We start from the raw sequence: 13,845 nt of genomic DNA, 5'->3' as shown, positions 1-13,845 counted from the left end.
CCCGTCATCCAGTGGGATGGCGGGGCCTTTGTGTGCCTGGTGTGTACGCCTCGTGAAAGGTGGTCAGGCGCCGGTGAAATGCGAGTTTTTGACGGCGTCGACGAACGAGGCCCATCCCGCCGCCGGGAAGGCGAGGGCGGGGCCGTGGGGGGTCTTGCTGTCGCGGACGGGGACGATGCCGGGGTGGCTGTCGGAGACCTCGAGGCAGTTGTCAGAGGCGCCACTGCTGTAGCTGCTCTTGCGCCACTGGGCAGTGGCCAGGTCGTATCGGCTCATGAACTCCTGTAGCTCTCCGCCGCCGACTCGATCAGAGGCAGGGACACCTTCGGCGACAGCGCGGCGGCCCTGAGGAGATCGTAAGTCGCCGTCGCGCGCTTCACCATCGCCGAGTCGTCGAGCAGTTGGCCCCAAAACAGGCCCTCTGTATAGACGGTGGGCGGTGTGTCTGCGAACTCCATGAGCTTCATGGAATGAGACATGGCCGAGTGTGCCCCTTGCGCGTACGGGATCACTTGGAGCACCACTCGACGGCTTCGCACGAGAGCGACGAGATGGTCCAGCTGCTCCGCCATCTGGGCCGCTCCACCGACCGGGACCCGCAGCGCTGCCTCGTGGATGATCGCCCAATACTCGGGCTTGGCCGGGCCCTTGAAGATCTGCGCTCGTTCCAGCCGGGCCGAGACCTTTTCGTCCAGCTCCTCCTCGGAGGTCAACGGGGTCGCCGACAGCATTACCTCGCGGGCATACCCTGGTGTCTGCAGCAGTCCCGGGATCAGGAGAGACTCGAACTCACAGATCTTGGTGGCGAGGGCTTCCAGCTCCGCTACTGCTGCGAAGTAGGACTCGAATGGAGACGCGCCGATCAGTCGCCGCCACATCCGCTCGAAAAAACCGTCGGTTTACAGGACCTCATCGATCCGCACCGCCACATCCAGCTGCGGCTTCCTGATCGCCTGCTCGAACTGGCCGATGTAGCCGCCGGACACGAAGGCCCTCCGGCCCAGCGCCTCCTGGGTCAAGCCCGCATCCTCCCGTCGCCGCTTGAGCTCCGTGCCCCAGAACTCCCAAGCAGCTTGCCGTGATGCGTTGGCCATGGCGTACGTCCTTTCTCTGCTCGCCCGTTGCAGGGGCCGCCCCCTTGCCCACCGTAGTTCCGCACCGTCACGCTCTGACTGCGAACAGTGAAACCCCTCACGGAAAGTGCGGATGCTCATGCAGCAGTTCAAGGAAGTGGAAGACGTGACGACGGAATTGCGGGAGGCGCTGGCCCGTGCGGGGGTCGTCCTGCCCTCGCTGCGTCCCGACCCGGTGTCGATCGCCCACTGCTACATCCCGCCGCTCGTGGAACTGGGGCGCTGCTCGATGGAGGTCGCCCGGCGGCTGACCGACGCGCTGACGGAGCGCTCCGGGGGTGAGCGGAGCTGAAGGGGGCCTGAGGGGCACCCGGCCCGGCCCGCTTCGCCCATGCGCGAGAATGGCGCCATGAGTCTGTTCCGCGACGACGGCATCGTGCTGCGCACCCAGAAGCTGGGTGAGGCGGACCGGATCATCACGCTGCTCACCCGGGGGCACGGACGGGTCCGTGCGGTGGCCCGGGGGGTGCGCCGGACGAAGTCGAAGTTCGGGGCGCGGCTGGAGCCGTTCTCGCACGTCGACGTGCAGTTCTATGCGCGCGGCAGCGAGCTGATCGGGCGCGGGCTGCCGCTGTGCACGCAGAGCGAGACGATCGCGGCGTACGGCAGCGGGATCGTCACGGACTACGCCCGCTACACGGCCGGGACGGCCATGCTGGAGACCGCCGAGCGGTTCACCGACCACGAGGGCGAGCCCGCCGTGCAGCAGTACCTGCTGCTGGTCGGCGGGCTGCGGACGCTGGCCCGTGGCGAGCACGAGCCGCATCTGGTGCTGGACGCCTTCCTGCTGCGCTCGCTCGCCGTCAACGGCTATGCGCCGAGCTTCGACAGCTGCGCGCGGTGCGGGATGCCCGGTCCGAACCGGTTCTTCTCGGTGGCGTCGGGCGGTGTGACCTGCGGTGACTGCCGGGTGCCGGGGAGCGTCGTACCCTCCTCTGAGGCCATCGGGCTCCTCAGCGCGCTGCTGACCGGCGACTGGGAGACCGCGGACGCCTGTGAGGCCCGTCATGCCCGGGAGGGCAGCGGGCTCGTCACGGCGTATCTGCACTGGCATGTGGAGCGGGGCCTGCGTTCCCTCCGGTACGTAGAGAAATAGCGACACCGCCCCTCAAGAAAAAACGCCCCTCAAGACACATAGGAGACGTGGGCCGCATGGCACGACGCGGGATTCTGGGCCGTAATCGACGTGAGTACGTGACGCCCGAGCCGCACCCTTCCGGTGCGCGGCCGCCGAAGATCCCCGGTGAGCTCGTCCCGAACCATGTGGCGGTCGTCATGGACGGCAACGGCCGGTGGGCCAAGGAGCGCGGGCTGCCGCGCACCGAGGGGCACAAGGTCGGCGAGGGTGTCGTCCTGGACGTCCTCAAGGGCTGCATCGAAATGGGCGTGAAGAACCTTTCGCTGTACGCCTTCTCGACGGAGAACTGGAAGCGGTCGCCCGACGAGGTCCGCTTCCTGATGAACTTCAACCGCGATGTGATCCGGCGGCGCCGTGACGAAATGGACGCGCTGGGTATTCGTATCCGGTGGGTCGGCCGGATGCCGAAGCTGTGGAAGTCCGTGGTGCAGGAGCTCCAGATCGCGCAGGAGCAGACCAAGGACAATGACGCCATGACGCTGTATTTCTGCGTGAATTACGGCGGGCGGGCCGAGATCGCCGATGCGGCGGCGGCCATCGCGGCGGATGTGCGGGCCGGAAGGCTGGACCCGTCGAAGGTGAACGAGAAGACCATCGCGAAGTACATGTACTACCCGGACATGCCGGATGTGGATCTCTTCGTGCGGCCGTCCGGTGAGCAGCGGACCTCGAACTACCTGATCTGGCAGAGCGCCTACGCCGAGATGGTCTTCCAGGACATCCTGTGGCCGGACTTCGACCGGCGGAATCTGTGGCAGGCCTGCCTGGAGTACGCGAAGCGGGACCGCAGGTTCGGGGCGGCACCGGAGGCGGAGGGCGAGTCCGCGACGTAAGGACGTCGGGCATCGGGCCGATGAGCCGCCTGGGGCTCATGGGTCTCAGCGGGCTCACGAGGAAGGGGCCGGCGGCGTTCGCCCGAACGCTGCCGGCCCCTTTCGCGCGCCCGGGACCCGTCAGGAGTGCCAGATCTCGCGGAGGTGCGAGACGGCGCCGGAGCCGTTCAGGGTGAGCTCGTAGATGTCTCCCGAGCAGGCGAGGGGCGCCTTGACCTGGTCGTGCTTCAGGCAGGCCGTGAGGTGCTCGGTGAGCGTGGCGAGGGGCACCGTGCGGTGGCCGGTGGCGCTGGTGGTCAGCTCGGCCGTGGCTCCCGCGGCCAGCCGGTACTGGCCGGCCTTGCCCGTTCCCGCGTAGCCGCCCCCGTTGGGGTCGCAGGCGAACTTCGCCTCCTTGACGGCCAGTTGTCCCCCGGCCGGTGCCCGGATGACCTGCACCATCCGGTGTCCCTCGGGCAGCTTGGCCGGGGTGCAGTCGGACGTGGGCTCCGGGTCGATCGGCAGGTCCTTCTGCCCGGAGGCGGAGGCCGAGGCCGCGGGGGACGCCGCGTCGGTCGGTCCGTCGGTCGCTGCGCCGGTCGGGGTGGACGCCGGTGACGCGGCGGCGGACGCGCTCCCCTCCGGGGAGGCGGCCGGGTCCTCGCCCTTGCAGGAGGTGAGCGTGGCCAGCGTCGCAGCGACAGCGGCTGCGGCGAGCAGGCGGCGGGTGAACATGTAGGCGTTCTCTCTCGTGTGCGGGCCCGGACGTGCCGGGGACCGGCCCGGGGCGGGCCCGGGGTGCCGGGCGGTCCCGGGCCGGTCCGTCGGACGCGTCCTAGAGGCCGTTGCGGCGGTAGGGCACGTACGGCTTGCCGATCGACCTTTCGTGCGCGGCGTCGCCGGAGTAGTACGGGTACGGGATGATGTGCGAGACGGTGCCCTGGGAGCCGTTGTCCTCCAGGGCGATGTACTTGGTGTGTTCCTTGTCGGCCCAGCCGCCGAAGAGGACGGTGTGGTCGCCGGCGATCAGCGCGTCGCCCGGCTGCAGATCGTCCTTGGTGATCACATGGGCGGTGTTGTTGCCCATCAGGCCGTAGGTGTTCAGACCCGGCGGCTCCAGGCCCCAGGCGGCGGAGACGAAGCCCGAGCAGTCGTCGCGGTAGCCGTTGGTGGTGGCCGACTGGCTGTAGCCGATGCGGTGGTTCACCCGCTCCAGGGCGCGGTCGATGATGTCCTTGCGCTCGCCGGGGAGGCCGGAGGTGTCGGGCGCGGTCTCGACGCCCGCACCGGTGGTCGTGTGGTGCTTGCCCGGCGACCAGGCGTCCCAGTCGCCCTTGGTGTCCCACTTGCCGTCGCCGTGCCCCTGCGAGGGGGCCGGGCCGGACCCGCCGCCGGTGGCGCCACCGCCACCGCCACCGCCGCCTCCACCGGAGGACCCGCCGTTGCCGCCGCCCGAACTGCCGCCGCCGGTGTGTCCGGGGGAGTGGGGGGCGTCGTGGTCCTTCTTCCGGTCCTTGATCTTCTTGAGTTCGTCTTCGATCTTCTTCTCGTTGGCCTCGTACTCGGCCTTGACCTTCTTGATCTTCCCGGCGTCGCCCGCCAGCTCTTCGAGCAGCTTCTTCTTGTTCTCTTCCAGGCGGCCGCTCACCTCGGCGATGTCCTTCACGTCCGCGAGCACCTGGTAGGCGATGCCGAAGCCGGGGAGCGCGGCGAGCGGTGCGGTCGCGAGGTCGATGCTCGCCGCGGTGACCAGCGTTTCCTTGATCTCCCCGAGCCGCTTGTTCAGCTCCGCCATCCGCCGGCTGACCGAGTGCCAGTCCTTCTCGATCTTGGCGAGTTCCGCCGTCTCCACGCCGAACGTGTCGCCTGCCATCCGTACAACCCCCGTGATGTGGTGGTGAACCGCGACATGCCCGGCGTACCGGGGGACATCGTGGTTCGAAGGCCTCGGGCTCCGCAGAGCGGGAGCCGGGTGAAGGTGGAGTCCGGCAGAGGGCGGACTCCCTGGGCGCAGTGCCCTGATATGGACTGACGTGGTGTCAGTGGAGACGTGGCGTCAGTAGACCTGTGACAGGCGGGTGACCGACGTGCTCAGGGTGGAGAGATCGTCGGAGATCGTGTTCATCTCCTTGACGCGGCCGTGCGCGACGCGGACGAAGGCGTCGGAGGCCGGGCCGTGCCAGGTGAGGTGGCCGAGGGTGGTGTTGATCTCCTTGGTCAGGCCGTCCAGCTCGGTGCTCAGGGCCTTCAACTCGGTCGCGATCTTCTGCAGATCGGCCTCGCCGCCGCCGAACATCTGGGTCAGGACCCAGTGCGCGATCTCGGCCGGCGCCATCATGACGTCCTTGCCGATCTCGACCACGTCGCCGACCAGCTTCGTGCCGTCGTCCCAGAGTTCCCCGAGAACGCCCATGTTCTACCCCCGTGTAAGCGCTTAACTCCACGCTGATGCCGCGTCAAGGCTAGCACCAGCGTGTACCTGACAGGCATCCCCCGGCACGGTTCCGCGGGAGCCGAGGGCAGGGGCCGGGACGGACAAAAGGGCCGCCTTCGTATGAAGGCGGCCCGTTCGCGTACGCGTTGCTACTTCTGCTCCGCGGCCGGTCGTGCCGCGCACTCCCCGCAGGTCCCGAAGATCTCGATGGTGTGCGCGACGTCCCGGAAGCCGTGCTCCGCGGCGATCTGGTCGGCCCACTTCTCCACCGCGGGGCCCTCGACCTCGACGGCCTTGCCGCAGGCCCGGCACACCAGATGGTGGTGGTGATCGTCGGTGCTGCACCGGCGGTAGACCGCCTCGCCCTCACTGGTGCGCAGCACATCGACCTCACCGGCATCGGCGAGGGACTGCAGCGTCCGGTAGACGGTGGTCAGCCCGACGGAGTCGCCCTTGTGCTTGAGCATGTCGTGCAGCTCCTGCGCACTGCGGAACTCGTCGACCTCGTCGAGTGCGGCCGACACCGCGGTCCGCTGCCGCGTCGACCGGCCGCGTACCGGAGATCCCGCGCTCGTCGCCACCGTTGCCTCCCTAGGACGTCAGGACTTCCCCCTGGACGTGCGTCCCGCCATTGTGCCAGGTGATGACCGGCCCACCATTGGGACGCTTACGTTCCTCCGCCGAAAGCTACCTGCCAAGACATCTCTACCCGGGTTCATCCGGCCACGCTCACGTCGTCCGCGGCGGTGCGGCCGCCGGGTACCTCCAGAGTGCACCCCTCGGGGCCCTCCGCGGCAGCCCTGGCGCGCTTTTTCGCGAGGGGCGCGGCGAGCGCCGTGAAGATCACGAAAAGTCCGATGGCGAACAGCACGATCGTGGCGCCGGACGGCACGTCCACGTAGTACGAGGTGGCGGTGCCCGTAAGAGTGACCGCGACACCGATCGCGACGGCCACCGCGAAGGTGACCGCGAAGCTGCGGCTGATCTGCTGGGCGGCCGCGACCGGGATCACCATCAGGGCGCTGACCAGCAGCAGCCCCACGACGCGCATGGCGACGGTGACGGTGACCGCGGCGGTGACGGCGACCAGCAGGTTCAGCAGCCGCACCGGCAGGCCCGTCACCCGGGCGAACTCCTCGTCCTGGCAGACCGCGAACAGCTGACGGCGCAGCCCGATCGTGATCGCCAGCACCAGGGCGGCCAGGACGTAGATCGTCGTCATGTCCTGCGGCGAGACGGTGGTGATCGAGCCGAAGAGGTAGGTGCCGAGGTTGGCGTTGGAGCCGGCGTCGGAGAGGTTCATCAGCATCACACCGCCCGCCATGCCGCCGTAGAACAGCATGGCCAGCGCGAGGTCCCCGCGGGTCTTGCCGTACCAGCGGATCAGCTCCATGACGACGGAGCCGGCGATGGCCACGGCGGTGGCGACCCACACCGGGCTGGTGTTGAGCAGGAAGCCGAGGCCGACGCCGGTGAGGGCGACATGGCCGATACCGTCGCCCATCAGGGCCTGGCGGCGCTGGACGAGGTAGATGCCGATGGCGGGGGCGGTGACGCCGACGATGAGGGCGGCGATCAGGGCCCGCTGCATGAAGGCGTAGTCGAGGATCTCCATCAGCTCAGCAGCCCCGTCCGGATCGGTTCCGCCGCCACATCGGCGTGCGGGTGGACATGGTCATGGCCGGGCAGCGCATGCTGGCCCACGGCCTCGGGCGGTGCGCCGTCGTGGACGACGCAGCCGTCCCGCAGCACCACCGCGCGGTCGATCAGCGGCTCCAGCGGGCCCAGCTCGTGCAGGACGAGCAGGACCGTGGTGCCGCGGCCGACCTGCTCGCGCAGCGCGGAGGCGAGCACCTCCTGGCTGGCGAGGTCGACGCCGGCCATCGGCTCGTCCATGATCAGCAGTTCCGGTTCGCCGGCCAGTGCGCGGGCGATCAGCACCCGCTGGTGCTGACCGCCGGAGAGCGCGTTGACGGAGTCCTTGGCGCGGTCCGCCATGCCGACCAGCTCCAGGGCGTGGTGCACCGCGGCCCGGTCGGCCTTGCGCAGGATGCCCAGCTTCGTACGGGCGAGCCGGCCGGCCGTGACGACCTCGCGGACGGTGGCGGGGACGCCGCCGGCCGCGGTGGTGCGCTGCGGTACGTAGCCGACCCGGGCCCAGTCCCGGAACCGCCGGAAGGGCGTGCCGAAGAGGGCCAGCTCGCCGCCGGTGAGCGGCACCTGGCCGATCACGGAGCGGACGGCGGTGGACTTGCCGGAGCCGTTGGCGCCGAGCAGCGCGACGACCTCGCCGGTGTGCACCGTCAGGTCGACGCCGCGCAGCACGGGGCGGGCGCCCAGCGAGGCGGTGGCGCCGCGCAGGTCGATGACCGGCTGGGCGGGCGACTGGTTCATGGTGACCTCCGTCACGTGCTGTGCGGTGTCCGTCACTTGCTGCCGAGCGCCTTCTGGAGCGCGGCGAGGTTGGCGCGCTGCACCCCGAAGTAGTCCTTGCCGCGGGATTTGGCGTTGATCCCTTCGAGCGGGTCGAGGACATCGGTCTTCAGGTGCAGGTCACCGGCGAGGGCCTTGGCGGTGGCCGGGTTGGCGATCGTCTCGAAGAAGACGGTCGAGACGTGGTGCCCGGTGGCGAGGGTGTGCAGGTCCTTGATGCGGTGGGCGCTGGGCTCGGACTCGGGGTCGAGGCCGCTGATGGCCTCCTCGGTCAGGCCGTAGCGCTCGGCGAGGTAGCCGAAGGCCGCGTGGGTGGTGAGGAAGGTGTCCGAGGACCGCTTCTCCAGTCCGTCCCGGAACTCCTTGTCCAGCCCGTCCAGCTTCTTCACCAGCGCATCGGTGTTCTTCTGGTAGTCGGCCCGGTGGTCCGGGTCGGCCTTGGCGAGGGTCTTGTTCACGCCCCGGGCGACCTCGGCGTACTTCACGGGGTCCAGCCAGATGTGCGGGTCGTTGCCGCCCTCGGCCTCGGAGTGCGAGTGGTTGTCGCCGGTGGTGTGGTGGTGGCCGTCGACCTCGGTGCCGTGCTTTTCGAGGGAGGTGAGCGCGGCGGCGTCGGCGACGTGCTTGTTGCCGGACTGGGCGACGGCGTCGTCCACGGCGGGCTGCAGGCCCTTGAGGTAGACGATCGCGCCGGACTCGCCGAGCTGAGCGGTCTGCTTCGGGGTGAGCTCCAGGTCGTGCGGCTCGACACCCGGCTTGGTGAGGTCGGTCACCTCGACGTGCTGCCCGCCGATCTGCCGGGCGAGGAATTCCATGGGGTAGAAGGACGCCGTCACGCGCAGCCTGCCGTCCTCGGTGCGGGCCCCGCCGGCGGGGGAGCAGGCGGAGAGGGCCAGCAACCCGAGCACCGAGACTCCGGCGAGGGTCGCGGTGGATATGCGACGGCGTATGTTCATGACACTCATTTTCAACAAAGTTGGAAACGATTGTCAACAACGGAGGGGTGGGTGTGAGCGGGGCGACAATGAGGCCGGAACCGATTTGATCCAGAGGGTACGGCCGCCGGTACCCTGAACTATTCGCCCACCCGTCTCCCGACCACCACCCCCCAGCGAGACGCTCGGGCGCCGCCCGTCCATCGTTCGTCGTCGTAATGAAGAGAGCACCGTGGCCGCCGACAAGATCGATACCATCGTCAGCCTGAGCAAGCGCCGTGGCTTCGTCTATCCCTGCAGTGAGATCTACGGTGGCTCCCGCGCTGCCTGGGACTACGGTCCGCTGGGCGTCGAGCTCAAGGAGAACATCAAGCGTCAGTGGTGGCGCGCCATGGTCACCTCGCGCGAAGACGTCGTCGGTATCGACTCCTCCGTGATCCTGGCTCCCGAGGTGTGGCAGGCGTCCGGCCACGTCGCCACCTTCACCGACCCGCTCACCGAGTGCACCTCCTGTCACAAGCGCTTCCGTGCCGACCACCTGGAAGAGGCGTACGAGGCCAAGCACGGCAGGCTGCCCGAGAACGGCATGGCCGACATCAACTGCCCGCACTGCGGCAACAAGGGCGGCTTCACCGAGCCCAAGCAGTTCTCCGGCCTGCTCTCCACCCACCTCGGCCCGTCCCAGGACACCGCCTCGGTCGCCTACCTGCGTCCCGAGACCGCCCAGGGCATCTTCACCAACTTCGCCCAGGTGCAGCAGACTTCCCGCAAGAAGCCGCCGTTCGGCATCGCGCAGATGGGCAAGTCCTTCCGCAACGAGATCACGCCCGGCAACTTCATCTTCCGGACCCGCGAGTTCGAGCAGATGGAGATGGAGTTCTTCGTCAAGCCGGGCGAGGACGAGAAGTGGCAGGAGTACTGGATGGCCGAGCGGTGGAACTGGTACCGCGACCTCGGCATCCGCGAGGAGAACATCCGCTGGTACGACCACCCGGCCGAGAAGCTCTCGCACTACTCCAAGCGCACCGCCGACATCGAGTACCGCTTCAACTTCGGCGGCACCGAGTTCTCCGAGCTGGAGGGTGTGGCCAACCGCACCGACTACGACCTGTCCGCGCACGCCAAGGCGTCCGGCCAGGACCTCTCGTACTTCGACCAGGAGGCCGGCGAGCGCTGGACTCCGTACGTCATCGAGCCGGCGGCCGGTGTGAACCGCGCGATGCTCGCCTTCATGCTCGACGCGTACATCGAGGACGAGGCGCCCAACGCCAAGGGCAAGATGGAGAAGCGCACCGTCATGCAGCTCGACCCGCGCCTGGCGCCGGTCAAGGTCGCGGTGCTGCCGCTGTCGCGTAACCCGCAGCTGTCGCCGAAGGCGAAGGGGCTGGCCACGGACCTGCGCAAGAACTGGAACATCGAGTTCGACGACGCGGGCGCCATCGGCCGCCGCTACCGCCGCCAGGACGAGATCGGCACGCCGTTCTGCGTCACGGTCGACTTCGACACCCTCGACGACAACGCGGTGACCGTGCGCGAGCGCGACACCATGAAGCAGGAGCGGGTCAGCCTGGACCAGATCCAGGCCTACCTGGGGGCGCGGCTGCTCGGCTGCTAGCCCTCCGCGGGGCGGCGCCGCATCGCGGAGGCCTCCCCGGTGAGCTCGAAGCGCCGGTCGGGTCCGGATTCTCTCCGGACCCGACCGGCGCTTTTGCGTGCCCGTCGTCGCGCGCGGCACCCCGGCGTCAGCGGCGCGGGGTCGGGCGGTGGGCCGGGCGGAGCGCGAGCACCACGCACAGGGCCGCCAGCGGGAGTTCGGCGCCGACGGCCATGACCATGGCGGTGGCCAGTTCCTGGCCGGGGGCGGCGGTGGCCAGGTCGATACCGGCGTCCGCGAGGAGGAGCACGGCCGCGGCGGCCGCGGGGGCGCGGTGGCGGGGGTCGGCACGCAGCAGGCGGGTGCCGGCCGTGAGGAGGGCGGCCGCCTCCAGGGCGTCGAGGGCGACCCAGGCGGTGGCCTCGGCCGGCGGGAGCGTGCCGGCCAGGTAGCCGAGCCAGGGGAGCAGGGCGAGCCCGGCGGCGGTCAGGATCCGGCCCTGCAGGCGGCGCGACGGGGTACGCCGCACGGCGCCGCGTGCCGCCCGGACGGACGGACAACTGCCCTTGTGGGGCGAGGAGTTGAAGGCAACGAGGGTCATGGATCGGGTCTCTTCCGGAGTCGTGAACCCGGCCGTCGGGCTCGTCGTCAACACTCCGGATTTCGTGGGCCCCGGTCAGTAACGCGACTGTCCGATGTGGGGTGGCACCAGCTGCACCCCCACCTCGGATACTGCTGTCATGGCCGCCCCGAGAAGGGCCTCATACGGTGGGGCCATGACCGTCCCGCCCCGGCTGCGCCGGGCTCTCGTACGCCTGCGACGCGATGTCGCCTTCATAGCCGCCGGGGTGACGCTGCATCTCGTCGCGCTGCTGCTGCAGGTCTGGGTGGTACTGCTGCTGCTCGGCACCGCGCTCGACCCGGACCCCGACACGCCGGCGGTGCTGGCGGTCTCGGCCCCCCTGCTGATCGTCGCGGGCTGGGGGCTGACCGAGCCGCAGCGCTGGCGGTTCCGGGCGCTGTGCGGCGTGGAGCTGCCGCGGCAGGGGTTCAAGGAGGTCAAGCGGCAGTTCGGCTACAACTTGCTGATCGGTCCGCTGCTCGGGGTGCTGGAATTCCTGTTGCTGGCCCTGCTGTTGGCGGCGCTGGCCGCATCGCTGGTCCTGGTGTGGATCTGGGCGGTGCCGTGGGAGTGGCGGGTCCAGCACCACGGCTACACCACCCCGGCCTCCTACCTCACCGTGCTGGGGCTGGTGGCGCTCGCCGCGGTGCCGGTGCTGGCCGGCGGACTCGTCCGGCTGGAGATCCTGGTCGGACGGGCCGTGCTGGGCGTGAGCCGGTCCGACGAGCTGGCGCGCCGGGTCGAGGACCTCACCGAGAGCCGGGCCGGCGCGGTGGACGCCGCCGATGCGGAGCGCCGGCGCATCGAGCGCGATCTGCATGACGGTGCGCAGCAGCGGCTGGTGTCGCTGGCGCTGAACCTGGGGCTGGCCAAGGCGACCCTGACGGATCTGCCGCCGGAGGCGCAGCAGGTCATCGATGCCGCGCACCGTGAGGCGAAGGACGCCATCGAGGAGCTGAACAACCTGGTGCGCGGGCTCCATCCGGCCGTTCTCGACGAACTGGGGCTGGACGCCGCGCTGTCGGGCCTCGCGGCCCGCGCCCCACTGCCCGTACGGCTACGGGTGGACCTGCCGGACGGCCTGCCGCGGCGGACGGCCCCGGCCGTCGAGGCGGTCGCGTACTTCGTCGTCTCCGAGGCGCTGACGAACATCGCCAAGCATGCGCGGGAGGCGACCCGGGCGGAGGTGACGGTCGCCCGGCTCGGCGAGATACTGCGGGTGGTGGTCGCCGACGACGGTCCGGGCGGCGCCGATCCGTCCCGGGGGACCGGTCTGAAGGGGCTTGCCCAACGCGTGCGGTCCGTGGACGGAACCTTCCGGATGAGCAGCCCCGTGGGGGGCCCGACCATGATGAGCGTGGAGCTGCCGTGCCCGATGTGAGGCGTGCCGTGATCGCCGAGGACTCCGTGCTGCTGCGGATCGGGCTGGTCAAGGTGGTGGAGATGGCCGGGTTCGCGGTGGCGGCCGAGGCGGGGGACGCGCAGGAGCTGCTGGCGGCGGTCGAGGAGCACCGGCCCGGCCTCGCGGTGGTGGACGTCCGGATGCCGCCCGGCTTCACCGACGAGGGGGTGCGCGCCGCACTCTCCATACGTCAGCGGTATCCCGGCACCGCGGTGTTGATCCTCTCCCAGTACGTCGAGGAGCGTTACGCGGCCGACCTGCTCGCGACGAACACCAGCGGCGTCGGATATCTGCTCAAACAGCGGGTCGCGGATGTCGAGGAGTTCATCGAGGCGCTGCGGCGGGTGGCGGCCGGCGGCACCGCGCTGGACCCGCAGGTCGTCGCCCAGTTGCTGGTGCGGCGCTCCAGCGACCCGCTGGAGCGCCTGACGGCCCGCGAACGCGACGTCCTCGCCCTGATGGCCGAGGGCCGCTCCAACGGGGGCATCGCCGCACAGCTCGTGGTGAGCGAGAGCGCGGTCGCCAAACACATCAACAACATCCTCGCCAAGCTGGACCTGCCGAAGGCGGACGCCGACCACCGCCGGGTCCTGGCGGTGCTGCACTTCGTCGGGGTGGGGTGCTGACCGGGCCCGTCGTCGGTACGGCCGGCGGGCGGGGGGACGGCCCGCCCGGTCGCCGGCCGGGGAAAGGCGTTGCCGTGGCCCGTGCCGATCATTAAAGTCGGTCGGGTGACTGCCGGGTCGGCCTTGAGCCATGCACGAGTGGGGTTCCCGGCCTCGGCGTGAGCGCGGGGCGGGCCAGAGCCCCGCCCTTCTTCCGAGTCTTCTGCGCAGCGCCCGTACGAGGCGCCCCTTCCAGCGGATACCGAGACCCGGAGACACCCACCACCCATGCCGTATGCACCGCAGCACCCGAAGGAAGCCGAACTACAGGCGGCCTCCGTCCAGTTGAACCACACCGCCGTCTACGCCAGGGACCGGCAGCTCTCGGCCGATTTCCTGGCCGCGATACTGGGACTGGAGGTCGGCGCCCCCTTCGGCCCGTTCCTCCCTGTCGACCTCGGCAACGGCGTGACCCTCGACTACTACGAGAAGCGCGACGAGCCGATCCAGCCGCAGCACTACGCCTTCCTCGTGCCCGAGGAGCAGTTCGACGGCATGATCGCCCGTCTGGAAGCGGTCGGGGTCACCTATTACGCCGACCCCCACCACACCGAACCGGGCCGGACCAACGGCCTGTTCGGCGGCCGTGGTGCGTACTTCGACGACCCGGACGGCCACAACATGGAGATCATCACACGCCCTTACGTCCGGCCGTAGCCGGTGGGGGCGGCGGTCGC

16 protein-coding genes and 1 pseudogene are annotated in these 13,845 nt (G+C 69.9%); 7 read left to right on the top strand and 10 right to left on the bottom strand.

Translation table 11 applies throughout. The features are described from left to right. Positions 1 to 63: 63 nt before the first annotated feature. Together Scani_RS29285 and Scani_RS29280 are read right to left on the bottom strand one after the other, a co-directional pair. Positions 64 to 276, bottom strand: coding sequence for a DUF397 domain-containing protein (locus Scani_RS29285; protein WP_159480795.1), 213 nt, complete (start codon positions 274 to 276; stop codon positions 64 to 66). Next, positions 273 to 1,094: pseudogene (locus tag Scani_RS29280) on the bottom strand (helix-turn-helix domain-containing protein). Before Scani_RS29280 ends, Scani_RS29285 begins: the two are co-directional and overlap by 4 nt. A 118-nt stretch (positions 1,095 to 1,212) precedes the next feature. On the opposite strand from Scani_RS29280, the gene Scani_RS29275 reads away from it, so the two are divergent. From Scani_RS29275 to Scani_RS29265, 3 genes are read left to right on the top strand one after another with little or no spacing between them, the layout of a single operon-like run. Continuing rightward, positions 1,213 to 1,425: a hypothetical protein gene (locus Scani_RS29275; protein ID WP_159482446.1), complete on the top strand. Its 213-nt coding sequence runs from the start codon at positions 1,213 to 1,215 to the stop codon at positions 1,423 to 1,425. A 57-nt stretch (positions 1,426 to 1,482) separates the two neighbouring features. Next, a complete protein-coding gene (gene recO / locus Scani_RS29270; RefSeq protein WP_159480794.1) occupies positions 1,483 to 2,229 on the top strand; it encodes a DNA repair protein RecO in 747 nt (248 codons plus the stop codon). A gap of 56 nt (positions 2,230 to 2,285) precedes the next feature. Then, the gene (locus tag Scani_RS29265; RefSeq protein WP_159480793.1) at positions 2,286 to 3,104 is read left to right on the top strand and encodes an isoprenyl transferase; all 819 of its coding nucleotides are present in this window, start codon (positions 2,286 to 2,288) and stop codon (positions 3,102 to 3,104) included. 120 nt (positions 3,105 to 3,224) lie between these two features. Here Scani_RS29265 and Scani_RS29260 read toward each other — a convergent pair whose 3' ends face one another. The 7 genes from Scani_RS29260 to Scani_RS29230 form a co-directional block, all read right to left on the bottom strand. Then, positions 3,225 to 3,818 (bottom strand): hypothetical protein, encoded by a 594-nt coding sequence (locus tag Scani_RS29260; protein WP_159480792.1) that lies wholly within the window; start codon positions 3,816 to 3,818, stop codon positions 3,225 to 3,227. Between the two features lie 100 nt (positions 3,819 to 3,918). Continuing rightward, on the bottom strand, positions 3,919 to 4,956 hold the full coding sequence (locus Scani_RS40285; protein WP_159480791.1) for an NlpC/P60 family protein: 1,038 nt from the start codon (positions 4,954 to 4,956) through the stop codon (positions 3,919 to 3,921). Positions 4,957 to 5,139: 183 nt separating this feature from the next. After that, a complete protein-coding gene (locus Scani_RS29250) occupies positions 5,140 to 5,496 on the bottom strand; it encodes a WXG100 family type VII secretion target (RefSeq protein WP_159480790.1) in 357 nt (118 codons plus the stop codon). 170 nt (positions 5,497 to 5,666) lie between these two features. After that, on the bottom strand, positions 5,667 to 6,098 hold the full coding sequence (locus Scani_RS29245) for a Fur family transcriptional regulator (protein ID WP_159480789.1): 432 nt from the start codon (positions 6,096 to 6,098) through the stop codon (positions 5,667 to 5,669). A 134-nt stretch (positions 6,099 to 6,232) separates the two neighbouring features. Further along, positions 6,233 to 7,132, bottom strand: coding sequence for a metal ABC transporter permease (locus Scani_RS29240; RefSeq protein WP_159480788.1), 900 nt, complete (start codon positions 7,130 to 7,132; stop codon positions 6,233 to 6,235). Beyond that, positions 7,132 to 7,911, bottom strand: coding sequence for a metal ABC transporter ATP-binding protein (locus Scani_RS29235; RefSeq protein WP_159482445.1), 780 nt, complete (start codon positions 7,909 to 7,911; stop codon positions 7,132 to 7,134). Before Scani_RS29235 ends, Scani_RS29240 begins: the two co-directional genes overlap by 1 nt. A 32-nt stretch (positions 7,912 to 7,943) precedes the next feature. Further along, entirely contained in the window at positions 7,944 to 8,906 is a 963-nt protein-coding gene (locus Scani_RS29230; RefSeq protein WP_159480787.1) for a metal ABC transporter substrate-binding protein, read from the bottom strand. 211 nt (positions 8,907 to 9,117) lie between these two features. Between Scani_RS29230 and Scani_RS29225 the strand changes: the two genes are divergently transcribed. Next, a complete protein-coding gene (locus Scani_RS29225; protein ID WP_159480786.1) occupies positions 9,118 to 10,500 on the top strand; it encodes a glycine--tRNA ligase in 1,383 nt (460 codons plus the stop codon). Between the two features lie 127 nt (positions 10,501 to 10,627). Here the strand turns inward: Scani_RS29225 and Scani_RS29220 are convergent, their stop codons facing one another. Continuing rightward, complete coding sequence (locus Scani_RS29220; RefSeq protein WP_159480785.1) at positions 10,628 to 11,080, bottom strand: hypothetical protein; 453 nt, start codon at positions 11,078 to 11,080, stop codon at positions 10,628 to 10,630. A gap of 175 nt (positions 11,081 to 11,255) precedes the next feature. On the opposite strand from Scani_RS29220, the gene Scani_RS29215 reads away from it, so the two are divergent. The 3 genes from Scani_RS29215 to Scani_RS29205 all read left to right on the top strand — a co-directional run bounded on the left by Scani_RS29215 (position 11,256) and on the right by Scani_RS29205 (position 13,825). Then, on the top strand, positions 11,256 to 12,482 hold the full coding sequence (locus Scani_RS29215; RefSeq protein ID WP_159480784.1) for a sensor histidine kinase: 1,227 nt from the start codon (positions 11,256 to 11,258) through the stop codon (positions 12,480 to 12,482). Positions 12,483 to 12,490: 8 nt separating this feature from the next. Then, positions 12,491 to 13,129: a response regulator gene (locus tag Scani_RS29210; RefSeq protein WP_159482444.1), complete on the top strand. Its 639-nt coding sequence runs from the start codon at positions 12,491 to 12,493 to the stop codon at positions 13,127 to 13,129. A gap of 267 nt (positions 13,130 to 13,396) precedes the next feature. After that, on the top strand, positions 13,397 to 13,825 hold the full coding sequence (locus tag Scani_RS29205) for a VOC family protein (protein ID WP_159480783.1): 429 nt from the start codon (positions 13,397 to 13,399) through the stop codon (positions 13,823 to 13,825). The last annotated feature ends 20 nt before the right edge of the window (positions 13,826 to 13,845 follow it).

Source organism: Streptomyces caniferus, from assembly GCF_009811555.1.
Lineage (GTDB): Bacteria > Actinomycetota > Actinomycetes > Streptomycetales > Streptomycetaceae > Streptomyces > Streptomyces caniferus.
The sequence above is the reverse complement of the archived record's forward strand: the minus strand, read 5'-3'. Positions and strand labels throughout refer to the sequence as shown.